Raw genomic sequence first — 25,174 nt, 5'->3', positions numbered from 1 at the left:
AGGGAATTCCTCGAGGCCGGCCCGCCCCAGCTCGCGGCCGTTGCCGGATTGCTTGTAACCGCCGAAGGGCGCCAGCAGGTTGAGGGCGCGGCCATTATCGAACTGGCCGGTTCGCATTCGCCTCGCCACGCGTCGGGCCCGGGCCGTGTTCGCAGACCAGACGCCGCCGCCCAGTCCATAGACGCTGTCATTGGCGACGCAGACGTCCTCGTCCTCGTCCTCGTCCTCGACCGCCAGGATGGACAGCACCGGCCCGAGGATCTCTTCCCGGGGCAACGGTCATGCCACGGCTCACGTTGCCGAACACGGCGGGCCGAACAAAGTAATCCCGCGGCAGATGTGGCGGCGCCTCCGGCCCACCCGCCATCCGGGTGGTGCCTTCCTCCAAGCCTTGCCGGGGTCCCTTAGATTCCCATGCGAGTTTCAGGCAGCCATCGCCCCGAAACCCCCATGGGAATCTAAGGGACCCCCTGTACCGCGAGGTCTGCGGCCTGCTGTTCTCCCGCTACGGTGTTACGCCTACCGCCAACAAGCTCCACAACGTGGAGCGCAAGGGCTGTATGGGCACGCCCGCCGAGGCGCTGCAGGCGTTCTGGCAGGAGCTGCGGGGACGCACGCGCGTCGCCATCGAGCATCCGGACCTGCCGGACAACTTGAAACAGGTTGCCGCCGAGGCCATCAAGACGATCTGGCAGGCGGCCAACAAAGCCGCCACCGGCGAGCTGGCCACGCTGCGCGCCGAGGCTCACCATACGGCCAGCGCTGCCGAGGCCGAGCGCGATGTGGCCCGGGCTGAGACTGCGGGGATGCGGGAGGAAGTGTCCGCTCGGCGCAGTTGGCCGAGGCGCGGTAGGCGCACGAGGCCGTGCAGGCAGACCTGGCCGCGGAGCGCCAGGCCCACGCCGCGACCCAGGCCAGGCTAGAAGCGGGCCGGGCGGAACTGGACCCCGCCGCGCGGCAGCTGGCGGAGCTGCGCACTCAATTCTCGACCGAGCTGGAACGCGCCCGCGAGCAGGTGACCCTCGCCCAAGAACGGGCCGAGGCCAGCGAGCGACGTAGCATGCGCGAACTGTACGCGGAGCGCACTGCGCGCGAGAAGAGCGAACGGGCCGCCGAAGGCTTGCGTTCGGAGCTAGTGGCGGCGTGCAGCGAGGCGCGCGACGCGGCAGTGGCCGAGGCCCGCGCCCGGCTCGAAGCGCAGGCCACGGCGCAGCGCCGGGCCGACCGCGCCGAAGCCGCGCTGGCACAATTGCGGGTGGCGCCGCCCGAGCGGGAGAGTGGAGGTGGACGGCGGCGCAAGGCCGGGAGCCCGTCGCCGACTGAGAAGCCAAGCGACAAGTCGGGCGAATAACTGGACGAACAACAGGATGAAAGGCAGGGCGCGCCGGCCGCCGCCCCGAACCCGGATGACGGCAGCGACGGCAACAATGACAATAAAAAATTTTTGTCCAGCCAGCGGCCGGGACTGCAGCCGGCTTACAACGCGGCGTCCTTCAGCTTCTTCAGCGGACGCACCTTCACCTTGACCGATGCGGGCTTGGCCGCGAACCATTGGTCTTGGCCGGTGAACGGGTTCTTGCCGAAGCGCTTCTTTGTGGCCGGCACCTGGATGGCCGCCACCTTGAACAGGCCCGGCAGGGTGAATTCGCCTGCGCCCTTCTTGTGGATCGCGCTCACGATGGTGTTCTCAAGGTGGGCAAGCACCGTCTGCACGGTCTTCTTGTCCAGCTCGGTCTGGCCGACCAGGTGCGCCAGCAGGCTCGACTTGTTGAAGGTGTCCTTTAGCGGCTTAGCGACCGGTGCAGCCGCAGCAGCCTTTTTGGCCGGTGCGGCCTTCTTTGCCGGTGCAGCCTTTTTTGCAGCGGTCTTCGTTGCAGTCTTTGCTACTGGTTTTGCTTTCGTGGCCATAGTCGTAGATTTGGTTGAAATGCGCGCCTGCAGGCTGGATTCAGCAAGCAGCGCACCGGCGAAGCATAGCAAATGCTGCCAGGCACGCAAGGGCGGAAAACCCCTCCAGTTACAGCCTGATGCCTTCCTGCAACGGCGCGTCGTCCGCGATGGTGGCTGCGATCCGGTCACAGGTGCGGGGACTGGCGAGGCCGAGCATCGCGCTGACGTCGTCGCGTGCGTGGCCCGCCAGCAGCTGGCGCCGGCAGAAGGTATTACGCAGGATGCGCGGGCTCATGTCGGCGGCGCTGAAGTCGATCGCTTCCAGCGCGGCGCGCACGATCACGCCCAGGGTCTTGACGGTCATGGCCTGGCCGTTGGTCTGCAACGAGAAGATGAGGTCGCCGGCGATGGGCAGCGTGGCGCGGCGTTCCCGCCATGCCGCGAGGATCGGCACGGCGAATGGCGCGAGGTGGACGGTGCGGGTGTCCCGGGCTCCGTGGGCCGGTACGCGCAGATAGGGTGGCGTGGCCTCTGGGTGCAGGTCGCCGACCACGGCCGCGCGCCCCTCGGCCACGGTAATCCCGGTACCGAGAAACAGGGCCACGATGGCCCGGCTTCGCAACTGTGAAAGGTCGTCGGTGGGAGCGGGTTGCACCCAGGCCTGGAGGCAGGCGTCGGCGGCTTCGGGCAGGAAGATTGGTTCTGGCTCGCCCTCAGGCCAGTGGGCTTCGCTCACCAGTGGCGCGGCCGGATTGGTCTGGCGCACGCCGATGGCGACCAGGTGCCGGCACAACCGATCCAGCAGCTTCAGGTAGCGCATGCGCGTGGCGACGCCGTGGCGCACACCGGCAGGCGTGTGCCACAGCGCGGCGATGTGCTCGGGGCCGAAGCTGGCCAGCGTCGCGCCGCGCTCCAGCAGATGGCGGCGGAAGTGCTCGAACATGGCCCGGTGCTGAACGATCGAACGCGCCGAGAATGGGCGGCAGTCCGCGCCGGCCGCCTCGCGTGCTTGCCAGTCGGCATAGGCGGCGGTGGGATTGGTGTGCCAGAGAGACGTGTCCATGGGGCTCAGTTATATACTGAATTTGACTTTCCCCACACCCCTGCCGCCTCGGACGAGGCGGGTATCGCTGGCAGCTGGGGGGCAGGGCGCGCATCGTTGGCACGTTAGACGCAAGGCCGGCCATAGCGGTTGCGGCGTGCACGCATAACGTGGGTACCGCGCATCCAGCATCTCGGCAATCTCCCGCAGGCTATCCCATTGCGTCGGACTGCACTCGAGCAAACTCCCATAGGCGCAGTAGCGCAGGATCTCGTGGAGCAGGGCGTAGCGCTTTGGCTCCGGGAAATGCAGATTGCCTTCCTTGGCCCACGCCTTGTAGCCGGCGTGCGTGAGGGCCAATAGCTGGCCAACTGTGCCATCGAGATTCTCGCTGACTGCCTTCGCTTCCTGGTGCAGCGCTTTTTCGAATTCGCTCACGCGGCCTCCTACAGCGGGTGAAGATCCGCCACGCCGACCCAGCGAGAGCCAATTGTGGTGCGACCGCGGATGATTTCCTCGACCTCCACGTCGGCGGGCGGTCCAGATGGGCCTTGAAACAAGGCAAGCACACGGGCCTTGACGGCAGGCAGGTAAGGGGCCGCCCGGTAGATCAGGCTGGTCACGGCACCGGCTTCGATCCAGCCGTAGCACCGATAGAGCGGCGTGCCATTGGGGTGATGGCCCATCGGCTCGTTGAACCTCGGCGCAAGACCGTCGAGAAACGCGCCGAGTTGTGAGCGTTGCATGCCGATGCCGCCGGTCGTTTCCTGAATGGCCGGCAGCGTGGTGTTGTACTGGCCAGCGAGCGCGGCGCGCATGACACGGCGGTACTCCTTGCCGCCGGCCAGCAACACCTTGCCGGACCTGGACTGGCCAGTTCGCCGAGCCCGCGAATGCCGGCAGATCGGCCAACATCGCGTCGGCATGCTGCGCGGTCATGCGCTGGTCGTAGGGATCGATCACCGCGTGCGGATCCAGGAAGCCGTGACGTGCGGAGAGGATCAGGACATTCGGTCTGGCCTCCCGTCGCAGCTGCGCCCGATAGGATTCGTACATCACGCCTTGGTAGAGGTCAATAATGGCACACGCCTGGCGGTCGAGCTTCATGCCGGAACAGGCAAGCAGCAGCAGTGCCGGAGCGTTGGCGAAGTGGACGCGGCCCGAAGAAGTCGGGAACAGGGAGAGCTGCGTTTGGCGGGAGAGCATTGGCATCGTCGTCGAAAGGGGATGCTTCTACTCTATCGGCGCGGATGCGAAGTCAAGGAGCGACACCGTGATCGGGTGGCACTAGATTTCGCGCTTTCGATTACGCATCCATTTCCCTTCCGGCCGGAAATCGAGCACCTCCGGTCGTCGCGGCCATGCGACGAGGTCGCCTAGCCGTCTCGAGGTAGACCATTGGCCGCTCGCGGCCTTCCACCCAGCCAGCTGTTCGGCGGCCGAGCTTTTCGGCGGCGTGTGCCGGGGCCATACGCCCATTTCCCGGTTTTGTCGCAGTAAGCCTCCGGTAGAATGTGCCGGTGTCGAATTCAGCACGTGTGGGCAACGGTCATGAACCTCGAAGTTGCGAAGGTATTGAAGCGTCTGCACTACCCGCTGGACGTGATGCTGACCTGCGTGCGCTGATACGTCGCCTATCCGCTGAGCCTGCGCCATCTGGAGCAGATGATGGCCGAGCGTGGCATCTCAGTCGATCACTCGACCGTGCACCGCTGGGCGCTCAAGCTGCTGCCGGCACTGCACAAGGTATTTCGTCATCGCAAGCGCCCGATGGGCAAGAGCTGGCGCATGGACGAGACCTATATCCTGGTGCGCGGCCAATGGAAATATCTGTATCGGGCGGTCGATAAGGCAGGCAATACCATCGACTTCCTGCTGCGCGCCCAGCGCGACAAGGCCGCGGCACGGCGCTTTTTCGAGAAAGCCGTCGACCATAACGGCGAACGCGATTCGGTTACCATCGACGGCAGCCCGGCCAACCTGGCGGCGCTGCACGACCTCAACGCCGAACGGGAAATGCCCATCGCCATTCGCCAGGTCAAGTACCTGAACAACGTCGTCGAGCAGGACCATCGGGCGATCAAGCGCATCACCCGACCGATGCTCGGGCTTAAAGCCTTTCGCTGCGCGAGTCCACATAAGCGATTCCCTAGCGACTAACTTGTCGGCAGGACCCGAGCATCCGCTTTTCGGCCACATTCGTGCCATGGCATATATTCATATGGCCCAAGACGGACCGGTATTGGCTGTCGCGTCTGAAAGGGCGGCTGATGAATTCTGCTAAGGGCTATTGCAACATGCATTTTGTCTGAGTCACGCACCCGCTACGACGCTTGGCCGTTGAACCAAGCCGCTTCGTTCATTAGACACTGCCCGAGTGCCTGGATACGTCGACGCGCCCGGCGTGCGCATTCTTCTGGCGAGCTGTGAGCTGCCGGCAGCCGTTGGATGCCACGGCAGACTCGCCGAAAAATGAAATCAATCTCATTCTCGGTGAAATCGCCATAGGCGCAGTATGTAGTGTGCTTTTCTTTTAGATACGTGCCCAACTCGACTTCGGTGAGCATCAGCGCATTAGCCAGCAGAGACCTCGAGTGCAAGCGCAACCAGCGACGCCGCCAAGGCTTGTAGCTCTCGTCGTTCATTTGACCCCCAATACCAAAACGCGAACTTCGCATGCGGCTTGAACTGCAAGGAGCCTCTACTGAATGCGTGTCGCGAGATTTTTGGAATCTAGCATAGCTCTCTGTTAGACGAGCAGCAATTAGGGAAGCTAGAAAAATTGGACCTACTAAAGAGGGGGTGATAGGCACTGAAAATTTGCCGGTACTGACGCGAAACAGTGGCAGGCATAACCCCTCGGTCAGAGAGCAGTTGACGGATTTGGGTGACTTCGGTGAACTCGAGCCACGCCGCGAACCGAGCTGCAAGAAGCTTGCGGTAGACGGAGGCGCGCAGAAAATGTCGCTTGAGGGCGAAGTGCTGCCGGCTCGGACCGAAGCTCGAGAGGAACGCCTGGGTGCGTTTGCGATCGCGAGAGTCGTGCATCCGACGCTAGCGTTCACGCGTGGGCTGGTGGCTGTTCTCGGCCCGACTATTCAAGCGCGCAGCGGACTTTGGCGAGCACGTGTTTGACGTTCGCCAGGTCCTCCGGCAACGTGACAATGCCGCCGATTGTACAGTAAGCAACTCATCTCGCCATTCGGGCTTCGTCGACTAGAATGAGGCTTGTTGCCAGACTCCGGGAGTGGAAACATGGAGCCAGATGAGTTGATCAGGACCTTCGAGGAAATGGCCACGGACGATGACGTGGAATTGTCACTTGACGGCGCGATCAGCGGTCTGGCCGTGCTTCTCACGGATCTTGCAATTCAAGGAAGGAGAGGGCGCTGCTGACGCAGGTTGGTGCCACCTTATATCGGGTGGGATTGAACGAGTGTGTAGTTTCGGCGATCAAGATGCGGACGAGGTAACAAAAAGCCCGCCTCAGTGGGCACGATCGTGTACTGTTTCGTGTTTAGATTATACCGTGCAATCGACCTTTAGCTGCTTCGCTTGCGCGGGCAAGGTGAGGGAGGACGGTCTCACGAATCCGACCCCACCTTCCGCCCACAACGCTCAAGGTCAATGTATTCCGAGTAAATTGTATGCGCGATACTCGAAAGGGCAATCGCTGCGATCTGCCAGTCGAACTTGAACTTCGTTCTGGTAATCGCTTTCCAATCTCGCGCTGAAAGGGTCTCTGTCAGAAATTACGAGCGGGAGCTCCCGTCTGTGCTGGAGCACTTTACACAAGCTCGGGAGACGCTCGGAGTTTCTTGCAGCGTACCAGCGAAGCACGGTGCTCGTCCTGCCGTCTCGCGGCCAAAACTGTGCCCAGGATAACGCCGTCAGCAGCGTATGCTGCCTGAGCGGGGAGGGTACAGAACAAGAGCTGCGAGCTGAAATCAGGCTTCGCATTGACGCCACATGCGGTTGATCGAAGAGCGACTAGAAATCCATTTCTAATCGATGGGTTACGCGGGAATGCTCGCGTCGCAGCTGGGTCCGGAACCGTCACAAAAATCAAAGCCACCCCAATGAACTCGGCCTAGATAATGTTAATGTGTATTGGCCTGAAGATATTCAGGGCAAAGAACGCATTCTAAATGTCGAAGCCAAGACCGGCACTGCCGAGATTCACTTCGTAAATCGATTTGTCCAGGAATATGCTCGGGAGATTAGCGCCTCGTCGACGAACGCAAAAATCATAGAGGCGCTGCGAAAATTATTGACTAGTCTGACCTGGCTAATGAGCATTCCAGCGAGACTGGTTAGTTGAGAGGGTGGGTGCAAGTGAGGTAAGTGTTTCCTTTTTCGGAGAAAAAGTGAGTATGTTGTATCGTATCGCGATCAACGGGACCGTCAACCTGAGCGGCAGACGATGCGACCCCACGCGCTGCATAGCTGATCTGCTGCAAACTTAATTGCGTTTCACCAGCCATGCGCTAGTGTGTAGCAATCTCACTCCGTTCGCCGCTGCCGTACATAGGCGGGACGGGAGAGACCAGGCCCGCGGCGCAGCGAAACGTAGCCCTGCCCCGCCGAGCCCCGGGGGAAAGGGATGTCTCCGAACAGTCAACTCGCGCATGGCAATGAGCCAGGTGTGCTGGAGCATGGCCGCTTGCCGGCCGGCGACGAGCACATCGGGCTGCTGGGATCGAGCCAGGCGTTTCGCCGGGCCATGGCTATCGTGGCCCGGCTGGCCAGGGTCGAGGTGCCGGTGCTGATCGTGGGCGAGACCGGAACCGGCAAGGAACTGGTGGCCCGCAGCCTGCACTATTCCGGCCGCCGGCGCGACCGCCCGTTTGTTCCGGTCGACTGCGGCGCCTTGCCCGAGACGCTCTTCGAAAGCGAACTGTTCGGCCATGTGCGCGGCGCGTTTACCGATGCCCGGCACGATGCCACGGGGCTGGTCACGCAAGCCGAAGGTGGCACGCTCTTCTTCGACGAAATCCACGCGCTCAGCCTGCGCAGCCAGGCGGCACTGCTGCGCTTCCTGCAGGATTTCCGCTACCGCCCGCTGGGCGCGGTGCAGTGCCGCGACGCCGACGTGCGCATCGTCGCCGCCACCAACCGCGAGCTGAAGCAGGGCGCCGAGGATGGCTGGTTCCGCGAGGACCTGCTGTACCGGCTCAATGTCGCCAACGTGTACATGCCCAGCCTGCGCGAGCGGCCGGAGGACATCCCGGAACTGATTGAGTTCTTCATTGCGCGCTTCTGCGCCCGCTATGGCTGGCCGCGCGGCCATTTCGACGAGGCTTCGCTGGCCTGGATGCTGGCCCAGCCCTGGCGCGGCAACGTGCGCGAGCTGGAGAACTTCGTGCAGCGCTGCCTGCTGTCCTGCGACGGCCGGACCGTCCACGCAGAAGGCTGCGCCGCCGCGTTGCCATGCCCGGGCGATGGCCGCGCCAGCCAGGTTGCACTGTGCATGCCGCCGTTCAAGCAGGCCCGCGACCAGGCCATGGCGACGTTCGAAGCGGCTTACCTGCGCGCCGCACTCGCACGCAGCCACGGCAACGTGTCGGCGGCGGCTCGGGAGGCGGGCAAGGAGCGCAGGACTTTCGGGCGCTTGCTGGAGAAGCACGGCATCGACCGCGCGGATTTCCTCTAGCGCTGCGGCAGTTGCGGATCAGGCAAGCGCCCGCTCGGCGGTGTCGACCAGCGTCCCGAGCGGAATCCGCGGCATCGCGTTAATCGCATCGTAGGCGATCGCAAACGGGTCCAGCCGTGCCTCGGCCGGCACCGGCGCGTCCATGCCGGTGACCACGAAGCCGAGATAGAAGCGCTGCTGCGGGTTGTCCTGGACCGTTAGGCGGCCGCCGTGGCGGGCCATGACGTAGCGGGCCAGGTACAAGCCGAGCCGGTTGAGCATCCAGGTGCGCGCGTCTTCGGTAGCGGCGCGGAAATCGGCCGCGTCGACAAAGGCGGCGAGCCGCGCGAATTGCCCGAGCGGATCATCGGCGAGCTGCTCGGGCGCGATGCCGGCCACCTGTGCGAGTTCGCCGAGCATGTCGTGCTGGCGAGACAGCAGCGTCTGCAGCCAGGCGCGGCGATCGGCCAGTGATGGCGGGGGGGCGGTGGGCTGGCTCATCTGAAGTACTCGATAAAGGCGATGCCGGCGTCGCGCAAGGCCTGCCGCAGTTCGGGCGAGGGCGGCGCGTCGGTGAACATCCAGCGTGGATCATAGCCCGGGACGTTGTCCCGCAGCCAGACATCCCGGTTGATCTGCTCCTGGATACGCTCGCTCAGCCCGACGGTATTCGGCACCCCGCCGCGCTGTCCCGGCACGCCCACCCAGGGCGTGTACGACTTGGCTTCACCGGCCAGCACGCCGCCGCCGGCCTGCGGCACCGGCACGTCGACATAACGGCCGCCGGTGTTCGGCACCGGGAAGTGCTGCTGCCCCGGTGCGCCGTACAACTGTTGCAGATAGGTCTCGCGTTCCTGCCACAACATGGGCTGGCGCATGCGGCTGATTTCCTCCCAGCTCAGCGTGGTCGCGTTGCCCGGACCCAGCATCAGCGGCTCCCGCGGCGCCGGTGTGACCAGCACGCGGCCGGCTTCGCCGGTGCCCAGCGCCAGCGGGCCAAGCGGCGAGACAGGAGAAAGTGGCGGGCGCAGCGCCAGCGACTGCGGGCCGAGCGGCACCAGTGCGGTGCTCGCCGCACCGGCTTCGCTGCCGGCGCCCAGCATCAGCGGCACCGCGCTCGTACTGCCTTGCGCGGGTACAGCCAATGCTTGCGGGCCGAGCGGTACCAGCGCGGTGCTCGCTGCACCGGCTTCGCTGCCAGCGGTCAGCATCAGGGGCGCCGTGCCTGCCGCGCGGGACGGCACGGTGGCGGTGGCGGCCACACGCATGCCGCCGCCTTCGAGCAGTTGGTAAAGCGTTGCCGTTTCGCCGCGCACCATGATCACCAGGTCCGGGCGCGAGCCGACGGTCACAAACATCGCACCATCCTCAGTGAAGGTGATGACGTATTCGCCTTGCTGGATGGTGCGGGCGGCTGTGCTGGTGGCACTTCTGGCCAGCGCGGTCGTGGCCCCGGCCAGAGGCGCGGCGCGCCCCAGGGCGGCACTCATGCGCAAGGCGCCGCTGGCCATGCCCAGGTAGCCCGTGGCTACGCTGAGGAAGCCGTTCAGCACCATCGCGTCGCCGGCTTCCTGCTGCTCGCGGGTGAACACGTCGTGCGCGCCGATGCCCAGACGATAGGCAGAGCCGATGCGCATCGCTTCCTCGCCCTTCTGGACGCCGTAGTAGCCGAGCGAGATTTCCAGTGCGGCAAAGAAGGCGATGCCGGCGGCAGAGGTCGGCGGGAAGATCGTCAGCAGCAGCGCCAGCGCCGACAGCGCTGCCACCACCACCATCTCGACCTTGGCCCAGAACTCGTTCCGGTCCATTTCCTCCTGGATGGCGTTGCGCACCTCCTCGTCGGCCAGCGGGAACAGGCTCTTGATGACGGGGCCGAAGTGCTCATAGCCGACTTCATTGGCCCTGATCTTGCCGATCAGCTCGTCGTAGTTCTCCTGCCGCGTGGCGATGGCGGCCAGGATCTGCTCGCGAATTTCCTGTGCGGTACCGGACTGCAGGGTGTCCAGCATCCCTTCCGGCAGTACCTGGTAGCCTTGCGGGCCCAGCGCCTGCATGATCGGGCCGGCCCGGGTCAGCGCCTCGCGGGTTGCCGCGGGGTCCGGGAAGAGCCGGTGCAGCGAGGCCTCGGCCGACCCGCCGGGCGGGTGGTAAAGGCTGGGTGCGGCAAGGCCTGAGACGGGCCGCGTCGCCTGCGCGCCCGCGGTCGGGCTGGCGGCGGGGGCGGCGTCGGGGAAGAACTGAGCCAGGTCGGGCTGGCCCATCTGGCTGGCCAGCGTCTCAAGGCGGGAAGGCGGGCGGATGCCGGCGCGCAGCTCGCTTGGCGTCGCCCAGGGCTCAAGGCTCAGCGCTTCGCGCTCCGAGCGCGAACCGGATATCTGCGTCTCGAGGTGGCAGCCGGTACAGGCACGGAATTCCCCGAAAGCCTGGCGCGCCCGCAGCTCGCGCATCAGCGGGTCGCGCATTTCCTGCAGTTCGAAATAGGGGCGGGATGCGCCCGATTGCGTCATGCCCAACGCGGCAATGTCCTCGGCCGGGATGGTGTCGCCGACTAGGTCTGCCCACATGCCGAGATTGCGCTTGTTGGACAACAGCCGGTGGGTCGCCGTCGTCTTCACCAGTTCCTTGAAGGAGGCGATGCGCTCGTCCAGCGAACCCGTGAGATTGAGCACGGTCGGATTGGCCGGATCCTGCGCCGGCGCCATGCAGACCTGCGGGGTGGCCGGTGTCTCGGTCTGCGATTCGGCGCTGCAGACCTGCGGCGCATCGGCGGATGAAGCCAGGCTCAGTGGCGACGATGATGACGATGGCGGATCCCGGCGGATCACCGGCTCGCTATCCGCTGCGCCTGCATCCTGCACCACGTGCGCCAGCTCGTGCCCGAGCAGCCGCCTGCCCTCGCCGGTGTCGGGCCGGTACTCGCCGGCACCAAAGGCAATGCGCGGACCGAGCGCGAAGGCGCGGGCGTTCAGTTGCGCCGCGCTGGCCGCCGCCTCGGCGTTGTCGTGGATGCGCACGTCGGACAGGTCGGCGTGGTAGCGCGCCTCGAAGAAGCTGCGCTCGCCGTCGCCGAGGCGGCGCTCGTGGCCCAGCGACAGGTTGCGCGAACTGCTGAGCAGGTCGTGGCTGCGCGGCTTGCGGCGCAGCGTGCCATGCGCTGCGGCCTGGCAATGGGGGCAGGGCGGCTGGCCGGCCGCGCACGTGCACCCGGCAGGCTTGCCGGCCAGCGCAGCGTCGGCCATGCGGTCGGCTTCGGCTTCCTCGGGATCGCCGGTGGCGCCGACCTGGACCTTGGCGCGGATCGCACCGCGCGCGTAGAGGTCCTGCAGGGCCAGGTTGCCCAGCGGCGCAGTGCGGGCAAGGGAGGTGCCGGCGTGACCCGCAGCGGTGCGTGGTTGGTGTCCGCTGCGGGCTGGCTCGCCGGCGCGGCTGGTGTCGGGGGTGCGGGCAGGTTCGGCGTGGGTGTTCATGAGGTTCACCGGCCGTTCAGGCGCACTTGGTGGAGGAGCAGGTCAAGTGGGTTTCCACGCCCTTGTCCGTCACCGTGGGGTCCAGGATCGTGTTGAGGCTGGGCGGCGTGAAGCCCTCTGGCTTGTCCTCGACCGATTTCACTTCCCAGCTGCCGTCCTGCTGCTTCTGGTAGGTGACGTCGACATCCTGGATGAACCCCAGTGGATCGACGGGGTCTTTGTACTGCCAGCTCACCACCAGTGTTTCGCCGGGCTTTTTGGCGTTGGCCTTGTCGCGCACGTTGGCCCGCCACACCGGCATATTGATCGGCCCGACATCGCCGGCGCGCTCCATGAAGTCGCCGCGCAGGAAGCTGCCGAGCCTGACGTACCACGGCTGGTCGGCATAGGCCAGCGGGCCGACCGGCGCATAGCCCTTGGTTTCCAGGTCGCGCTCCATCTTCTTCTGCCGGCCGATGATCTGGGCGGCAAACATCACGACGTTGAACGTGCCGGCGCCCCAGCCGGCGTAAGTGCCGGCCTTGCTCTGCGGCGACGGCGTCTTCACCACCACCTCGACCTTGTTGCCGGCGCCAAAGGCGCCGTAGCTCTCCGCTTCGGTCGCCAGCCTGGCCAGTTGCGCCTGCTGCTGGGGCGTCGGCGCGACTTCCAGCTCGATATGGAGGACGCGCCGCTGGGGCGTTCCCTGGTGTTCGATGCGGAACCACTCGTTGCCAACCTTCTCGCTGCGCCCGGTGCCGGGCTCGAAGTTGGCGAGCTTTTCCAGCCCCTTGCTCAGCTCCTTGTACATCGCGTCCGGCTTCTGGTAGTAGTCCAGCGAGTTCTGCATCGTCTTGAGCTGGATCAGTGCACCGCCCTTGATGCTGGCGCTCTGTCCGGAGAAGGGCAGGCCCTGCCGCCCGGATCCGGTGATGGGAGTCGATGTGCCGCCCTCGATGAAATCCACGCCGGGAAAGTTGCGCGGCAGCTTGAGCGCGCCGGGGTAGTTGTTGACGAGCACCATGTCTTCGGCCGGCAGGCCGCGCAGGTTGCCCGCGTTCCAGTTGACCAGCGGGTTGCGCGGCGTGCCGGTGCCCGGGAACAGCAGGGGTACCTGGTTGAGCAGGCTGGCCTGCGCGGGGAAGATCACGCGGTCGGCCCAGCCTGGCATCTTCCGGTCTGCGGCCTTGGTCAGCGCGTCGAGCTGTTCGGGGCTCAACTGGCTGGTGCGCGCCTCGATATCCGCGTCGTTGAAACCATTGAGCAGCAATGCGGCGTTGTCCCAGTCCCCCTTGGCGACGGCGTTGTCGTAATCCTGTTTCAGCCTGGCGATGCGGCCCTGCTCCATGTCCGAGAACGCCATGCTCTCGATCGGATCGGTGACCCGCTTCGACCAGCCGGGCATGGCTTTGGCCGCACCGTTGCGCAGCAGTTCGCGGTCCTTGGGCGAGAGTTCGCCCAGCAGCATCGTGATGTCGGTGTCGTTGAAGCCGTTCAGCAGCACGGCGGCGTCTTCCCAGCGCCCATAGCGCACCGCCGAGCGGAAGCGCCCGATCAGGTCTTCGCGGGTCGAAGTCCGGTCCTCATCGCGGAAGATGCCGCCATGGCTGAGTCCGGTGCCCGAGGGCGCGTCACCCTGCGCCACCCGGGCGGCTTCGTGTTCCGGCTCGCTGTCCGCCGGGGCAACGCCGCCGTGGCCGGGCAGGTCGCTGGCGCCGTGGTACTGGCCGACGTGGCTCAGCTCATGCGCGAGCAGCAGGTTGCCAGTGGTCGAACCGGGCTGGAACTGGCGGTCGCCGAAGGCAACGTGGCGACCGGCCGTGAAGGCGTGGGCACCCAGTGCCAGCGCCATGGCCGAGGCTTCGGGGCCGGTGTGCAGCGTGGCTTGCCTGGCCGGCTCCCGCACGGCGGCGGGCAGGCGTTCGCGCCCGGCCGCATCGAGCTTGCGCGAAGGCAGCACGGCCAGCCTGCGCAACATGGAAGTGAAATCGCGGCCGGGTCCGGCGTTGGGCTGGTAACGCTGGGCGAACTGGTTGTCGAGCCGCGCCGGGCCGCCGCTCCCAGATATATGGGGCGGCCGCGCAAGCATCTGCGCCTGGTTGCCCGTGGGCCGCTGTCGCCAGGTGTGGCGCATGCCTGTCGCTGCGCCCTCAGGCGCGCCCCCCTTCGATGGTGCCCAGGTGCGCGCGGAAGCGCGCCGCCGCGCCGGGGTCGCCGTGCTTGGTCTGGCGCCGCGAGAGCGCGCGCATCAGTTGCGCCATGCCGACCGGGCTGCCGTCGCCGGCGGCAAGGAAGGCGGCTTCGAGCGCGATGGTCTGGATGTCGCCGCCGGTGAGTTCGAATTGTCCGGCCAGGAAGGCGTAGTCGATATCGCCGGCCAGCGGCACCTCGGCCGGGAAGATGCCGCGCCAGAGCTGCTCGCGCAGCACCGCGTTGGGGCGGCCGAACTCGACCGTATAGTGCATGCGCCGCGCAAAGGCGGGGTCGAGGTTCTTGGGCAGGTTGCTGGCCAGGATCACCACGCCGTCGTGTTCCTCCATCTTCTGCAGCAGGTAGGCCACCTCGATATTGGCGTAGCGGTCGTGCGCGTCCTTGACCTCGGCACGCTTGCCGAGCAGGGCGTCGGCTTCGTCGAACAGCAGGATGGCGTCGGCGTCTTGCGCGGCGGTGAAGATGAGCTCGAGGTTTTTCTCGGTTTCGCCGATGTACTTGGAGATCACGCTGGCCAGGTCGACGCGGAACAGGTCCAGTCCGACATGGTTGGCCAGCACCGAAGCCGCCATGGTCTTGCCGGTGCCCGAGGCGCCGGCGAACAGCAGCATCAGCCCGGCACTGCGGCCGGTGCGGCCCTGCATGTTCCAGCCGCGGAAGACCTGCTCGCGGCTGGCAATGGCGGCGGCGATCTCGTGCAGCAACTGCAGCGTGGTGGCTGGCAGCACCAGCTGGGGCCAGCGGTGCGGCTTGGTGGCGTGCTGCGCAACCTGCGCCAGCGCCTGCGCGGCGAGCTGGCGGGCGGCGCGCTCCAGCGCCTCGCGGCCGCTGGCGATGGTAGGATCGGCGGCGCGCAGGGCCTGTGCGGCGCGTGCCACCACCCTGATCCGCGCACCGGCCAGCGAAAAGCGGCAGGCGAGCTGGCCTGCCGTGGCTTCGGCGGGTTCGTGTGCGTCGGCAAGCCTGGCACCGCAGATTGCCTCGGCCCAGTCGGCGGCGCGCTCGGCGATGCCGGCGGCAGTCAGCCCGACGGTCGTGAGCGGCAACTGCCCAAAGGCGGGGGCAGGGCGCCAGCCGGGCGGCACCAGCCACAGCACGTCCAGGCCGGCGTCGCCGGCACGCCGCAGCGCGGCGGCCATGCGTTCGTCCGTGGCAGGCTCGCGGCTGGCATGGGCTGGCTCGTGCAAAACCAGCGCCGCGCCGGCCAGCCTGGCCAGCTGCAGCACCGCGGGGCCGGTCAGCAGCGCCGGCGGCGCCAGGTGCAGGCCATGGCGCCCGCGCCGGGCCAGCATGTGGCGGACCCATCCTGCCTGCCGGTCGGCATCGTCGCTGCGGCAGGCGACCAGCTCGCCGCCCGGTGCATTGGCGAAGGTGGCGAGGGTACTGGCGTCGCTGGCCACCGTCTCCAGCCAGGGCTCGCACGCATCGCCGCAGGGGCGGGCCTGCGCCGCGGGCGGAATGCCGAGCAGGAATTGCACCACGGGCCGTGCCAGCGCCAGGCCCTGGCCCAGCGAACTGCGCCGCTCCTCGGTATCGGCCAGTTCCAGGATGCCGGCCGCTGCCAGCGCGGCGATGCGCGCGCGCAGGCCGGCACCGTCCGCCGGGATCAGGTCGGCGTCGTGCAGCCGGCGCACCATGTCGACGGTGGCGGCCTTGCGGCCGATGTCGTTGTTCAGGTAGGCGTAGAGCGTTTCGTAGCGCAGGTCGAGTTCCGGCGCGAGCACGATGAACAGCAGCTCGAGATCGGCCGGCGCCAGCGCCAGCCGCTCGCCCAGCAGTGCCAGCGGCGAGCCGGCGTCGAAGTGCTCGTGCCACTGTGCGGCCTGGCGCGTCAGCGCGGCGGCGGGGTCCGCACCTGGCGCGGCGCCGAGCTGGCCGGCCTGCTGGCGCAGCAAGGCATCGACCTGCCGATCGGAGATATAGAGGCCACGCAGCTCGTCGAGCGACAGTTCGTAGCGTGCGCGCAGGCGCAGGATCTCGCGCTCGATCAGGCAGTCCAGCCACAGCCGTTCGTTGCCGAAGGGGTGCGGCTGCGGCCACGGCGGTGGCGTGGCGCAAAGCGCGGGCCCGGGGGAAGCGCTGGGGTCGAAATCGCGTCGCATCGGCTCACTCCGTGCCATGCAGCGCCAGGCTGCGCTGGCCGGGCCAGTGCAGCCGCAGCCGGGCCATGCCGTTCAGGCTCAACAGCACATGCAGCGGCGGGCGGCACAGTTCGAGCGTCCACGCCTGCGCCGGCGGCGCGCCGCTCCTGCGTGCCTGCCCGCGCGCGTTCAGCACATTGGCAAACAGGTACGGCAGCGAGCAGCAGGCGGCGCCGGGGATGCGGAAGGCGGTACGGCGCAGCGCCGCCTGCGCCAGCGTGGCAAAGGTCTCCCGCCATTCGGGCGGCAGCGCGGCCAGCACCGGGCTGGCCGACAGCAGCGCCATGTCCTGGCACAGCAGGCGCGTGAGCCGTAGCCGCACGGCGAACGGCAGTGGCGCCGCCTCCATCATGCCGGCCGGAGCCGTTGCGGCGTGCAGCCGGCAGGCGCTGCCGGGTTCGACCCACACTGCGGCACGCGTACCGTCCAGCCGCAAGTGCAGGCGCGCGGCGCCGGTGAATGCGCGGCTGCGCAGCGTTGCGGCGAGCACGCGATCGGATGGGCCGGGATCGGCGCCGGCCAGCCAGTCATGCAACCACGCCATGCCGGCTTCGGGCGACAGCCGCAGGAAGGCGCGCCAGAACGGGTCGCGCCACACCTGTTCGCCGCGGCTGCCGGCGGCGACCGCCAGCGCCAGCAGCGTGGCGATGTCATGCACGTTGCCGGCACCGGCCAGCGGAACCGGCAGCGTGGCCGGCCAGCCGGCATCGAGCAGGTCGTGCAGGGCCGGCAGCAGCCAGGCCAGTCCGCCGAAAGGTGCCTCCAGCAGGTCCGGTTCCTGCTCCGGCGCGTCCCGGGCGCCGTCGCGTTTTGCCTGCCGGGCCTGTGCCGACAGCGTGGCAACGGCCTCGCGCACAGGTTGCGGCGTGGTGGCGAGCAGCAGCAGCCAGTCGGGGTCTGCCGGGGCAGCGGGCCGGCCTTGCGGGATGCCGGGCAGCGGGCCGCCGTGCGCGGCCATGCGGGAGAGTTCCGCGGCGGGCATGGCCCCCGGCATCGACAGCAGAGTGGCCAGCCAGCAAGCTGCGCCAATGCCGGCACCCTGCCCGTGGCGTCCTTGTGCGAGCAGCCACAGCGCCAGCAGCGGCGCCGCGATGCTGCCCGGCGATGTGTGCAGCCATGCCGCCAAGGCTGGTTCCGGCGGCCCCGCGCCGGTCGGCTCGCCTTCCTGCTCGCGCCAGTGCGACAGGATGCGCACGGCCTCGCGCTCGCCCAGCATGGCGAACAGCGATGGCCAGCTGGCATCGTCGAGCAGTGCCAGCGTGGCGCGGCCGGTGGCGGCGTCCTCGGCCAGCAGGGTGCGGACGGCCGCGGCAGCGGGCAGCGCGCGCAGGCCTTCGAAGCGGTGGTAGAGCCAGCTGTCCCAGCCGTGGCCGCGCAGCAACTGGCCGATGAAGCGCGCGTGGTAGGCCGCGCGCGAAGGCAGGCGCAGCGCACCCGCGGCGGGGTCGTCCAGCGCGCGGGCGAAAGCCTGCGCGAGCTGGCGCGACCAGTGGCGCACGATCTGCCCGGGCGGGCAGGCGGTGTCGAGGTCGCAGTCGATCTCGAGCACGGGCAGCAGCACCACGCCGTCGTCGCTGTTACCGTCACCGAGCGTATCAAGGTGTTCCGCTAGCGCCTGCGCCAGTTGCGGCGCCAGGCGGTCCAGTTCATGGCCGAGCACGGCCGGCGCCGGATGCGAGCCCGGCACGCTGTACTCGTTGTGCCAGCGATGGATGCGCAGGTTGGTCATGACAGGCGCCGGCTAGTCCGCCTGCACCGCGCTGACGGCTGGCGTGGCCTGTCCCGCCTCGGCCGCCAGCAGTTCCTCCAGCACCTGCGCCGCGCCGCCGATGCGCAGCAGTTGCTCGCGCAGCGTGGCGGCACGTGCTTCGGTCTCGGCGAGCAGGCGCTGGCCCGAGCTGTATTCGCTCCTGAGCGTGGCAAGGCGCGCCTGGAGCAGGCTGCGCTCGATCATGGCGGGTAGGTCGGCGTGGTTCATGGCAGCTCCTTTCATGTCCTTGGCCCGTAGGCGATGAAGTGGAAGGCGTTGTCGACAAAGTTGCCTTCCTGCGGCGGCGTGGTGTCCCTGGCGACCAGGGTGAAGCCGCCCGGGCCCACATTGCGCACGGTCGCGAGCTGGTCGTCGTTGGCCGAATCGACCAGACTGGCGACCACCACCGGCGTGGCCGTGAAGGCCGGGGAAAAACTCACGGTGTAGTGGCCGGCGCTGGTGCGCGTGGCGCTCCAGCCGGTGCCGATGGTGATGCCGCCGGCGCTGACGGGGCCGGCCACGATGCGCATCTCGGCCAGGCCGCCCACGGCGAAGTAATCGCCGTTGATGCCGAGCCGGATCGCACCGCGCACCTCCAGCGTGCCGGCCGGCGTGACGGTCAGCTTGTCGCCGTTGCTCCACAGCCGCGCATTGCCGCCGCTCGCATACCAGACCCAGCGTTCGCCGTTGCCGGGACTGCCGACGAAGGTGCCGGTCTCTCGGTTTTCGAAAGAGAATCCGGCGCCGCCACCGCCGCTGTGGATCTCGTTGCCAATCACGTGCAGCGTGCGCGCGGGGGTCAGCGTGCCGATGCCCACGCTGCCGCCGAACATTGCCAGGTCGGGCGAGTTGCTGCGCGCTTGGCCGATCCAGCTCCCGAACTGCGCGGCGGCCTCGTTGCCGTTGCCGACCTGCTGGAACTGGATGCGGGGCGGGTCGTCGAAATCGCTCAGCACCATCAGCGGTGCCAGTTGCGGGCCGTACTGGAACCACGCCTGGCCGGCGTCGGGCGCGCCGCTGTTGCCCATCTGCAGCCATTTGCCGTTGCCGACCGCATTGCCCTGCGGCGATGCCACTTGCTGGATGTCGAGCCGGGCGCCCGGCGTGAGCGTGCCGATGCCGACATTGCCGGTGGCCGCCTCGATGAACAGGTTGCTCAGGGTCGGATCGTCCTGGGTCACGTTCAGGCCGTTTTTTGCCGGACCCAAATTGATCTGCCAGGCTAGCGTGCCGGCCGTGCCTTCCAGCCCGATCAGGCCGCCATTGGCGGCGATGGCGCGCACCGTCAGCGGCAGCCCGAGCGCCTTGTCGGTGCTGCCGATGCCGACGCGCCCGTCGTGCTGGATCGCCACGCCTGCGCTGTAGTCGAAGCCGATGGCGCAGGGATCGGTGCCGCTCGCGGTGGCGGCGCCGATGGTCAGCCGGGTCGGGCCGGCGGTGCCCTGCGGCTGGCCCAGCAGCACTTCGAGGTCGACCCCCTTGAGGGCGCTGGGCGCGCCGCGCCGCAGCGCGGTAACCGTGCCCTGCGCCAGGTAATCGGTGCCGGCGGCGTCGACCCACTCGGCGCGGGTGCCATAGTAGCGCAGGTGGCCGCGCGCGCGGGTATCCGCGTCGAGCCAGATGGGCTCGCGGAAATGAGGTGTGTAGGGATCCGACTCGCAGTAGACCAGGTCGCTCTCGGTGGGCAGCGTGGCGTCGCACAACTGGTCTACAGGGGTGCCGGCCACGCGCGGGATAAAGCGACCGCGCAGCCGCAACAGCCCGCCGCTGCCGTAGAGGACTTCGCCGATCCAGCCCGAGTGGCGGCAGAACAGGCGCGACTGCTTTGCGCTGGCCGGCGTGGGCATCTGCAGTGCGCCGCCTTGCCACAGCACGCGGCCGACCGGGATCAGCCAGAGGCTCGGGTCGTCATCGCCGGGAAAACGCTGCGCCGGCACCGAGCCGTCCGGCGCGATGGGCTGCAGCGGCAGCAGCGCGCCCGGCGCCTCGCGCGCGTCGCCGTAGCTGTCGTCGCCGAGCGCGACGCCGCTCTGGCGGGTCTCGATGGTCTTGCGCTCGCCGACCTCGACCAGGAACGACTCGACCACGCGCGCATACGCATCGGTGGCGCCGCAGACCTCGAAGCCCGGGCGCACGCCCTGGCCGGCGGCTTCGTCGTAGCGTATCCACACATTGACCAGGCCGGCGGGCTGGCCGGCGAAGAGGCCGGCGTCCAGCGGGAAGGGCTCTGCCACTACGATGGTGCGGCCATAGCCGTCGGTGGCCAGCCCCGGGGTCAGGTAAGCCTCGACATTGCCTTGCGGCGCGTTCTGGTAGACCAGGTCGATGCCGGCGGCGATGCCCCAGCTGTGGCTGCCGAGCTGGTGGCGCGCGACCAGCTCGCTGAAGTAGCGCAGCAGTGCCTGCAGGTCTTCGGCGCCGAGGTACTGGCCCTCGAAGAACCGTGGCCGCTCGGCAAAGTCCGTAGTCATGGCGATCTCCTCCTAGCCGGGTTTGCGGCCGCTGCGCCTGGCTGGCGGCTTAGCGGCACCCTTGAGCCGTTCGATTTCCGCAGCCTGGGCCTTGACGCTGTCGCGCAGCGCATCCAGCTCGGTCCGTATCGCGGCCATCTCGTCGGGTGCGGCGGCACCGGCAGCCGGGGCCCCGAACGAGGGCGCGGCGGCGAAGCGGCCGGAGAGCCCCAGCGCGGCGCCCAGCAGCGGTTCCAGCGCAGCCGTCACGGCCGGCCGCATCAGCTGGTTGGCAATCAGGAACTGGGGCAGGTTGGCGGTCTCGGCGGCCGCCAGCCGGGCGCTGGCGTCGCCGCTGCCGCCATTGGCGAGCATCATGCTTTCGGCCAGGGTGCTGAACTCCAGCGTCTTGCCGGTGCGCGACAGCGCCGCGCGCAGCAGTTCGGTGGCGCCGGCGATGCGTTGCGGCTGTGCCAGGGCCGGGTTGAGCAGGTCGTTGGCCTGCTGGTAGGCGGCGTTGGCCTGCTTGATGTCGGCGCTGTCGTTGCCGCCATTGTTGCCGCCACCGGCAGCCGCGCCGGGCGGGATCTCGGCGCGCATCGCGAACATGCCGGGCTGGTTGCCGGCAGCGGCGGTGCCGGGCACGCGGGTCTCAGGCAGGATGCCGCCGATATCGAAGCAGCACAGGTTCTCCAGCAACTGGCGCAGTTGCTTGCCGAAGGGCAGGATGCCCAGCCAGTACTGCAGCGACGGGAAGGTGGTGGCGAACTTGCGGTGCACGGTCCAGTTGCACACGCGCAGCACCCGGCAAGACTGGCCGCCACAGCCGCCCGCGATATGCAGCGACGCCAGCGGCACCCGCACCTCGCGCGAGGGCGGCGGGCAGGGCGGCAGCAGGGCCGAGCAGAAGCAGGCAAGCAGCGCATCGAGCCACACGATCAGCAGCAGCACCACGGCCAGGTAGATTGCACCTGCATTGGCCAGCGTGCCGCTGGTCGGGTAGGGGATCGCGTTGAATTGCGCGAGCAGGTCGCAGTTGTAGCTGCCATGGGTGCCGAAATAGCGCCTCAACTGCATGCGCGCGGCGCTCATCCACTGGTACCAGGCCTGCGCTTCGGCGGCGGTGGCGGGCACCTTGAGCACGCCTGGCAGCTTGGGCATCTGCGTGATCAGCAGTTCGACGCAGCAGCGGAAGCGCTGGATCAGTTCCGAATCCGGATTGAAAGCCTGGTTGCCGGCGTTGTTGCCGCCGGCGGCGCCGCCGACGGTGCTGTCGGGCGTGTCGACCGGGTCGGATCGCTCCGGCGGCTTGCGGTAGACCTCGAAGGCGAAGCCCTCACAGATCACGGTCGGCTCGCACTGCACCGGCGCGCCGCGCGGCTTGGCAAGGGTGGCGCCGTTGCAGCTGCATTTCATGCCGCCACAGGAACCGCCGCAGCCGCACTTGCCGCCGTTGCCGCCGCAGGCACAGCTGTTCGCGGTGCAGTCCGGTGCCGGGCGCAGCGGCTTGACGCCGCGTGCGGGCGCCTCGGCGTAGCGGATCGCCAGAATCCACTCCTCCTCGCCGGCGTCGCAGTTCTGCGGCGGTGGGTGCCGCAGCGGCTCGCACTGCTGCCATTTGTGCTCGGCGTCCTTGCAGCGGCGGATCAGCTCGCATACATCGACGCTGACTGCCTCGCACACCACGATATCGTCGCCGCAGGGGCTGAGCGCATAGCCGCAGCCCACCGCGACGCCGTCACCGCAGGGATTGCAGGTGACTTCAAGTCCGTTGACCACGCCCCAGCCGTGCAACTGCCGGTTGTGCAGACGGTGCTTGCCGCGGATGTAGCCGTCGAGCCGGTTGAGGTCGTCGGCGGTCAGGATCTGGCCGGCGAAGAAGCGCGGCCGGCACAGGCACTCGAGCATGCCGCAGGTGCTGCACACGCAGGGCTCGGGCGGGCAGGCGGTGGGGCTCTGGCCCTGGCGCTTGCGATAAAGGTCGTTCACGGTGTTCATCGCCTGGTGCTCCCTATCCTCGTTCTACGGTGAACCAGCTTTCGAAGGTGCCACCCTCGATCCCGTCGCCGGTGACGCGCTCGTCCTGCGGCTGCAGCCACTCCGGCACCTTGCCGGGCTGGGGCGGGTCGGGCGGCGAAGGCGGGACCAGCTTGGGGATGTGGTCGGCGTCGAGCGCGCGCAACTGCCTGGTCTGGTGATGCAGCCCGCGGATGAAGTCGCCGTTGATCAGCAGCCGCAGCTTGACCGGCTTGCCCTGCATCGACTCGGTCAGCCTGGGCACCATCTGCCGGCCGATGCGTACTGCGGTGGCCATGCCGTCTGGATCGGCGCCAGGGGCAAAGACCGTTTGCGCGTCGCAGTCGCCTTCCAGCCGGCCCGGCTCGATATCGCTGCGCCCGAGCAACAGGTCGCACCAGCAACGCAGCGGGATTTCAGTCTCGCCGAAGCGCTCTTCGTGCTGTACCTGCAGATGGATCGAATCGACATGCAGGTCGACAGCGACGACCGGCGAGTCGAACGCCACCACCAGGCCCCGCGCGACCTCGTCGAAGGCAACCCGCTCGGCATGCTTCCAGTTGAAGTCGCAGATATGCGCCAGCGCCCAGTCCAGGCCGGGCTCACCTGGGTCGCCTTGCTCTCCCTGCTGGCCCGGGTCGCCCCTGTCACCCTTATCTCCCTTATCTCCCTTATCGCCTTTGTCACCCTTGTCCCCTTTGTCCCCTTTCTCGCCCTGCTGCCCCGGCAGACCGGGGTCGCCCTGTTCGCCCTTGGCGCTGGCGCCGCCGCAGCAGTGCTCGAGCATGCAGCGCACCGCCAGCGCCAGGTCGGCCACGCTCGGCACCGTCGGGCGCCAGGTCAGCATGTCGATGCGGGCGATATTCGCGGCCGCGTCGGCGAGCGGGTCGCTGGGTGGGACGGTGGGGTCTTCGAGCCGCCGCTGCGGCCGATACTGCGCGATGGTGGCCAGCGTCAGGCAATCGGGCGCGGGGCAGGCCGGGCAGGAATGCGGATCCAGGAAATCCTCGCAATGGGTCTCTTCGATGCCGATGATGGCGGCGCCTTCGTCATAGACGGCCCACAGCCGCTCGCCGGCGAGCGCCAGCGTGTCGCCGCCCGGGCCAATCTCCAGCGCGTTGGACAGCAGCGCCGGCTGGCCTTGCAGCATGCGGCGCAGGTCCGCCGCGACGATGCGGCTGTTGCCGGCGGCCGGCTGCATCAGCACATAGCCGAAGCGGCCGGCCGGCTCGGCCACCAACGCCACCGGCGGCTCGGGCAGCGCGTCCTGGCGCAGCAGCGTGCCGTCGGGCCTGGACAGGACGATGCGCTGGCCGGTCTGGTCGGTCCAGGCCAGCACGTCGAGCGCATCGGTCTTGACCGCCGCCAGCGCGCTCAGGTTGGTGCCGGACAGGCCGAGTGCGGCTGGCGTCAGCGCCGCCGCCGACAGGTCGACCGATTGCAGCGCGCCGTTCGCCTGCGCCAGGTAGAGCGTATGGCCGTCGCTGTCCAGCGCCCACGCGGTCGCGGCGAAGCCCGACAGGGTGGCGTCGAGCACGGGCGTCAGCGCGCTGGCGCCAACGTCGACGGTGAACAGCAGGCTGTCGCCTCCCGCGACCACCAGTGCCGCGATCCGGTTCGCGCCGACGTTCATGACCCAGGCCTGCGTGGCGGCCGCAGTGCCGGCCAGGTCGAGCGTGGCCGCCTCGGCGCCGGCAAAGGCGCCCGGCATGGTGGTGTCGAGCAGGGCGAGCCGCGTGGGGTCGGCTGCCGTCGCGCCGGCCACGACCGCCACCAGGCGCGTGCCATCGCCGTTGACGGCGATGCCGAATACCGCCGTGGCGAAGTTGTGGGTGGCGATATAGGCCTGGGTCGACAGCCAGAGCTGCTGCACCGTGCCGCCGCTGCCGCCGGACAGGTCGGCAGCCAGGTAGGCGCGCTGGCTGGGCTCGTGCAGTGCCACCGCGCGCGCGTCGGCCAGCGTGACGCTGGCCAGCCAGGTGAGCGTGGGCGGCTGCGGCAGGGCAGGCGGCACCGCGGGCAGTTCCGGGTCGACCAGGATGTCGAACTCGTAGCTTTCCAGGATGCGGTTGGGCGCGCAGCGGGTGTCGTCGCAACCGCACTCGTCGTACAGCACCGGCACTTCCTCGGTGGGGCACTCGCGATAGCGGATGCACAGCAGCAGCAGGTGGTCCTCGCCGTCGGGCTGCTCGATGAGCTGGCGCACCGCCGGAAAGCAGGTGATGTCGAGGGTCTCCTCGTCGATCACCAGGATCTCGTTGCCACAACAGTCGAGCGCGCCGCCCGGCTTGACCACCAGGTAGCGGTCACGGCAGGCGGGGTTCTGGTGCGCGACCACCTCCAGACCGCATATCACGCCGGTGCCGTGCAGGCGGGCGTGGTGGCGCTTGAACTTCTCCACTACATAGGCCTGCTCGACGTCAAAGTCGGGCACGTCCATCAGCTTGCCGAAGAAGTAATGGTTGCGCAGCGGGGTCTGCACCTCGCAGCTCGGGCAGGGTGCGTCGCAGCAGCCTGTGGGGGAATGCATTGAGTTGCCCATGGAAAGACCTCTTGTCGGCAATGCCGTTCGTCGGAGCGGCGTCTGTTGGTTCAG

At 68.1% G+C, this 25,174-nt stretch carries 16 protein-coding genes and 5 pseudogenes; 4 read left to right on the top strand and 17 right to left on the bottom strand.

Annotation, left to right across the window (positions count from 1 at the left end):
• Positions 1 to 3 precede the first annotated feature (3 nt).
• A pseudogene (locus ACW4E8_RS35500) lies at positions 4 to 397 on the bottom strand (aldehyde dehydrogenase family protein); the annotation flags it as partial.
• A gap of 73 nt (positions 398 to 470) precedes the next feature.
• Between ACW4E8_RS35500 and ACW4E8_RS35495 the strand changes: the two are divergent.
• Positions 471 to 1,438: pseudogene (locus ACW4E8_RS35495) on the top strand (DNA-binding protein); the annotation flags it as partial.
• 38 nt (positions 1,439 to 1,476) lie between these two features.
• Here ACW4E8_RS35495 and ACW4E8_RS35490 read toward each other — a convergent pair.
• The 5 genes and pseudogenes from ACW4E8_RS35490 to ACW4E8_RS35470 all read right to left on the bottom strand — a co-directional run.
• Entirely contained in the window at positions 1,477 to 1,908 is a 432-nt protein-coding gene (locus ACW4E8_RS35490; protein WP_456808792.1) for an HU family DNA-binding protein, read from the bottom strand.
• 109 nt (positions 1,909 to 2,017) lie between these two features.
• Positions 2,018 to 2,953 carry a tyrosine-type recombinase/integrase gene (locus ACW4E8_RS35485; RefSeq protein WP_456808771.1) on the bottom strand — a complete coding sequence of 312 codons (936 nt, stop codon included), beginning with the start codon at positions 2,951 to 2,953 and terminating at the stop codon, positions 2,018 to 2,020.
• Between the two features lie 9 nt (positions 2,954 to 2,962).
• Complete coding sequence (locus ACW4E8_RS35480; protein WP_456808794.1) at positions 2,963 to 3,370, bottom strand: hypothetical protein; 408 nt, start codon at positions 3,368 to 3,370, stop codon at positions 2,963 to 2,965.
• An 8-nt stretch (positions 3,371 to 3,378) separates the two neighbouring features.
• Positions 3,379 to 3,750 carry a hypothetical protein gene (locus tag ACW4E8_RS35475; RefSeq protein ID WP_456808793.1) on the bottom strand — a complete coding sequence of 124 codons (372 nt, stop codon included), beginning with the start codon at positions 3,748 to 3,750 and terminating at the stop codon, positions 3,379 to 3,381.
• A gap of 163 nt (positions 3,751 to 3,913) precedes the next feature.
• A pseudogene (locus ACW4E8_RS35470) lies at positions 3,914 to 4,039 on the bottom strand (DUF6884 domain-containing protein); the annotation flags it as partial.
• Positions 4,040 to 4,483: 444 nt separating this feature from the next.
• On the opposite strand from ACW4E8_RS35470, the pseudogene ACW4E8_RS35465 reads away from it, so the two are divergent.
• Positions 4,484 to 5,062: pseudogene (locus tag ACW4E8_RS35465) on the top strand (IS6 family transposase); the annotation flags it as partial.
• Between the two features lie 194 nt (positions 5,063 to 5,256).
• Here ACW4E8_RS35465 and ACW4E8_RS35460 read toward each other — a convergent pair.
• Positions 5,257 to 5,577: a hypothetical protein gene (locus ACW4E8_RS35460; protein ID WP_456808770.1), complete on the bottom strand. Its 321-nt coding sequence runs from the start codon at positions 5,575 to 5,577 to the stop codon at positions 5,257 to 5,259.
• Positions 5,578 to 5,815: 238 nt separating this feature from the next.
• Positions 5,816 to 6,080 (bottom strand): annotated as a pseudogene (locus ACW4E8_RS35455) (IS6 family transposase); the annotation flags it as partial.
• A gap of 107 nt (positions 6,081 to 6,187) precedes the next feature.
• Here ACW4E8_RS35455 and ACW4E8_RS35450 point away from each other — a divergent pair.
• Entirely contained in the window at positions 6,188 to 6,328 is a 141-nt protein-coding gene (locus ACW4E8_RS35450) for a hypothetical protein (protein ID WP_456808769.1), read from the top strand.
• A gap of 1,207 nt (positions 6,329 to 7,535) precedes the next feature.
• Positions 7,536 to 8,585 (top strand): sigma 54-interacting transcriptional regulator, encoded by a 1,050-nt coding sequence (locus tag ACW4E8_RS35445; protein ID WP_456808768.1) that lies wholly within the window; start codon positions 7,536 to 7,538, stop codon positions 8,583 to 8,585.
• Positions 8,586 to 8,603: 18 nt separating this feature from the next.
• On the opposite strand, the gene ACW4E8_RS35440 is transcribed toward ACW4E8_RS35445, so the two are convergent.
• The 9 genes from ACW4E8_RS35440 to ACW4E8_RS35400 are packed head-to-tail and all read right to left on the bottom strand — an operon-like array spanning position 8,604 to position 25,108.
• Entirely contained in the window at positions 8,604 to 9,065 is a 462-nt protein-coding gene (locus ACW4E8_RS35440) for a hypothetical protein (protein WP_456808767.1), read from the bottom strand.
• Positions 9,062 to 12,031, bottom strand: a complete 2,970-nt coding sequence (locus tag ACW4E8_RS35435) for an eCIS core domain-containing protein (protein WP_456808766.1) — start codon at positions 12,029 to 12,031, stop codon at positions 9,062 to 9,064. Before ACW4E8_RS35435 ends, ACW4E8_RS35440 begins: the two co-directional genes overlap by 4 nt.
• Positions 12,032 to 12,047: 16 nt before the next feature.
• Entirely contained in the window at positions 12,048 to 14,144 is a 2,097-nt protein-coding gene (locus ACW4E8_RS35430) for an eCIS core domain-containing protein (RefSeq protein ID WP_456808765.1), read from the bottom strand.
• Between the two features lie 16 nt (positions 14,145 to 14,160).
• The gene (locus tag ACW4E8_RS35425) at positions 14,161 to 16,323 is read right to left on the bottom strand and encodes an AAA family ATPase (RefSeq protein ID WP_456808764.1); all 2,163 of its coding nucleotides are present in this window, start codon (positions 16,321 to 16,323) and stop codon (positions 14,161 to 14,163) included.
• Positions 16,324 to 16,327: 4 nt separating this feature from the next.
• A complete protein-coding gene (locus ACW4E8_RS35420) occupies positions 16,328 to 18,091 on the bottom strand; it encodes a hypothetical protein (protein ID WP_456808763.1) in 1,764 nt (587 codons plus the stop codon).
• 12 nt (positions 18,092 to 18,103) lie between these two features.
• Positions 18,104 to 18,340 carry a hypothetical protein gene (locus ACW4E8_RS35415; RefSeq protein WP_456808762.1) on the bottom strand — a complete coding sequence of 79 codons (237 nt, stop codon included), beginning with the start codon at positions 18,338 to 18,340 and terminating at the stop codon, positions 18,104 to 18,106.
• 11 nt (positions 18,341 to 18,351) lie between these two features.
• A complete protein-coding gene (locus tag ACW4E8_RS35410; RefSeq protein ID WP_456808761.1) occupies positions 18,352 to 20,583 on the bottom strand; it encodes a hypothetical protein in 2,232 nt (743 codons plus the stop codon).
• Positions 20,584 to 20,595: 12 nt separating this feature from the next.
• The gene (locus tag ACW4E8_RS35405; RefSeq protein WP_456808760.1) at positions 20,596 to 22,560 is read right to left on the bottom strand and encodes a hypothetical protein; all 1,965 of its coding nucleotides are present in this window, start codon (positions 22,558 to 22,560) and stop codon (positions 20,596 to 20,598) included.
• Positions 22,561 to 22,573: 13 nt separating this feature from the next.
• Positions 22,574 to 25,108, bottom strand: coding sequence for a hypothetical protein (locus tag ACW4E8_RS35400; protein WP_456808759.1), 2,535 nt, complete (start codon positions 25,106 to 25,108; stop codon positions 22,574 to 22,576).
• Between the last annotated feature and the right edge of the window lie 66 nt (positions 25,109 to 25,174).

It is taken from the genome of Cupriavidus sp. CP313, from assembly GCF_054072015.1.
The sequence above is the reverse complement of the archived record's forward strand: the minus strand, read 5'-3'. Positions and strand labels throughout refer to the sequence as shown.

What these genes read in the sequence shown, in the direction of transcription:
- ACW4E8_RS35490 (WP_456808792.1), bottom strand. Translation starts at nt 1,908, where the DNA reads ATGGCCACGAAAGCAAAACCAGTAGCAAAGACTGCAACGAAGACCGCT.
- ACW4E8_RS35485 (WP_456808771.1), bottom strand. Translation starts at nt 2,953, where the DNA reads ATGGACACGTCTCTCTGGCACACCAATCCCACCGCCGCCTATGCCGAC.
- ACW4E8_RS35475 (WP_456808793.1), bottom strand. Translation starts at nt 3,750, where the DNA reads ATGCGCGCCGCGCTCGCTGGCCAGTACAACACCACGCTGCCGGCCATT.
- ACW4E8_RS35460 (WP_456808770.1), bottom strand. Translation starts at nt 5,577, where the DNA reads ATGAACGACGAGAGCTACAAGCCTTGGCGGCGTCGCTGGTTGCGCTTG.
- ACW4E8_RS35450 (WP_456808769.1), top strand. Translation starts at nt 6,188, where the DNA reads ATGGAGCCAGATGAGTTGATCAGGACCTTCGAGGAAATGGCCACGGAC.
- ACW4E8_RS35445 (WP_456808768.1), top strand. Translation starts at nt 7,536, where the DNA reads ATGTCTCCGAACAGTCAACTCGCGCATGGCAATGAGCCAGGTGTGCTG.
- ACW4E8_RS35440 (WP_456808767.1), bottom strand. Translation starts at nt 9,065, where the DNA reads ATGAGCCAGCCCACCGCCCCCCCGCCATCACTGGCCGATCGCCGCGCC.
- ACW4E8_RS35435 (WP_456808766.1), bottom strand. Translation starts at nt 12,031, where the DNA reads ATGAACACCCACGCCGAACCTGCCCGCACCCCCGACACCAGCCGCGCC.
- ACW4E8_RS35430 (WP_456808765.1), bottom strand. Translation starts at nt 14,144, where the DNA reads ATGCGCCACACCTGGCGACAGCGGCCCACGGGCAACCAGGCGCAGATG.
- ACW4E8_RS35425 (WP_456808764.1), bottom strand. Translation starts at nt 16,323, where the DNA reads ATGCGACGCGATTTCGACCCCAGCGCTTCCCCCGGGCCCGCGCTTTGC.
- ACW4E8_RS35420 (WP_456808763.1), bottom strand. Translation starts at nt 18,091, where the DNA reads ATGACCAACCTGCGCATCCATCGCTGGCACAACGAGTACAGCGTGCCG.
- ACW4E8_RS35415 (WP_456808762.1), bottom strand. Translation starts at nt 18,340, where the DNA reads ATGAACCACGCCGACCTACCCGCCATGATCGAGCGCAGCCTGCTCCAG.
- ACW4E8_RS35410 (WP_456808761.1), bottom strand. Translation starts at nt 20,583, where the DNA reads ATGACTACGGACTTTGCCGAGCGGCCACGGTTCTTCGAGGGCCAGTAC.
- ACW4E8_RS35405 (WP_456808760.1), bottom strand. Translation starts at nt 22,560, where the DNA reads ATGAACACCGTGAACGACCTTTATCGCAAGCGCCAGGGCCAGAGCCCC.
- ACW4E8_RS35400 (WP_456808759.1), bottom strand. Translation starts at nt 25,108, where the DNA reads ATGCATTCCCCCACAGGCTGCTGCGACGCACCCTGCCCGAGCTGCGAG.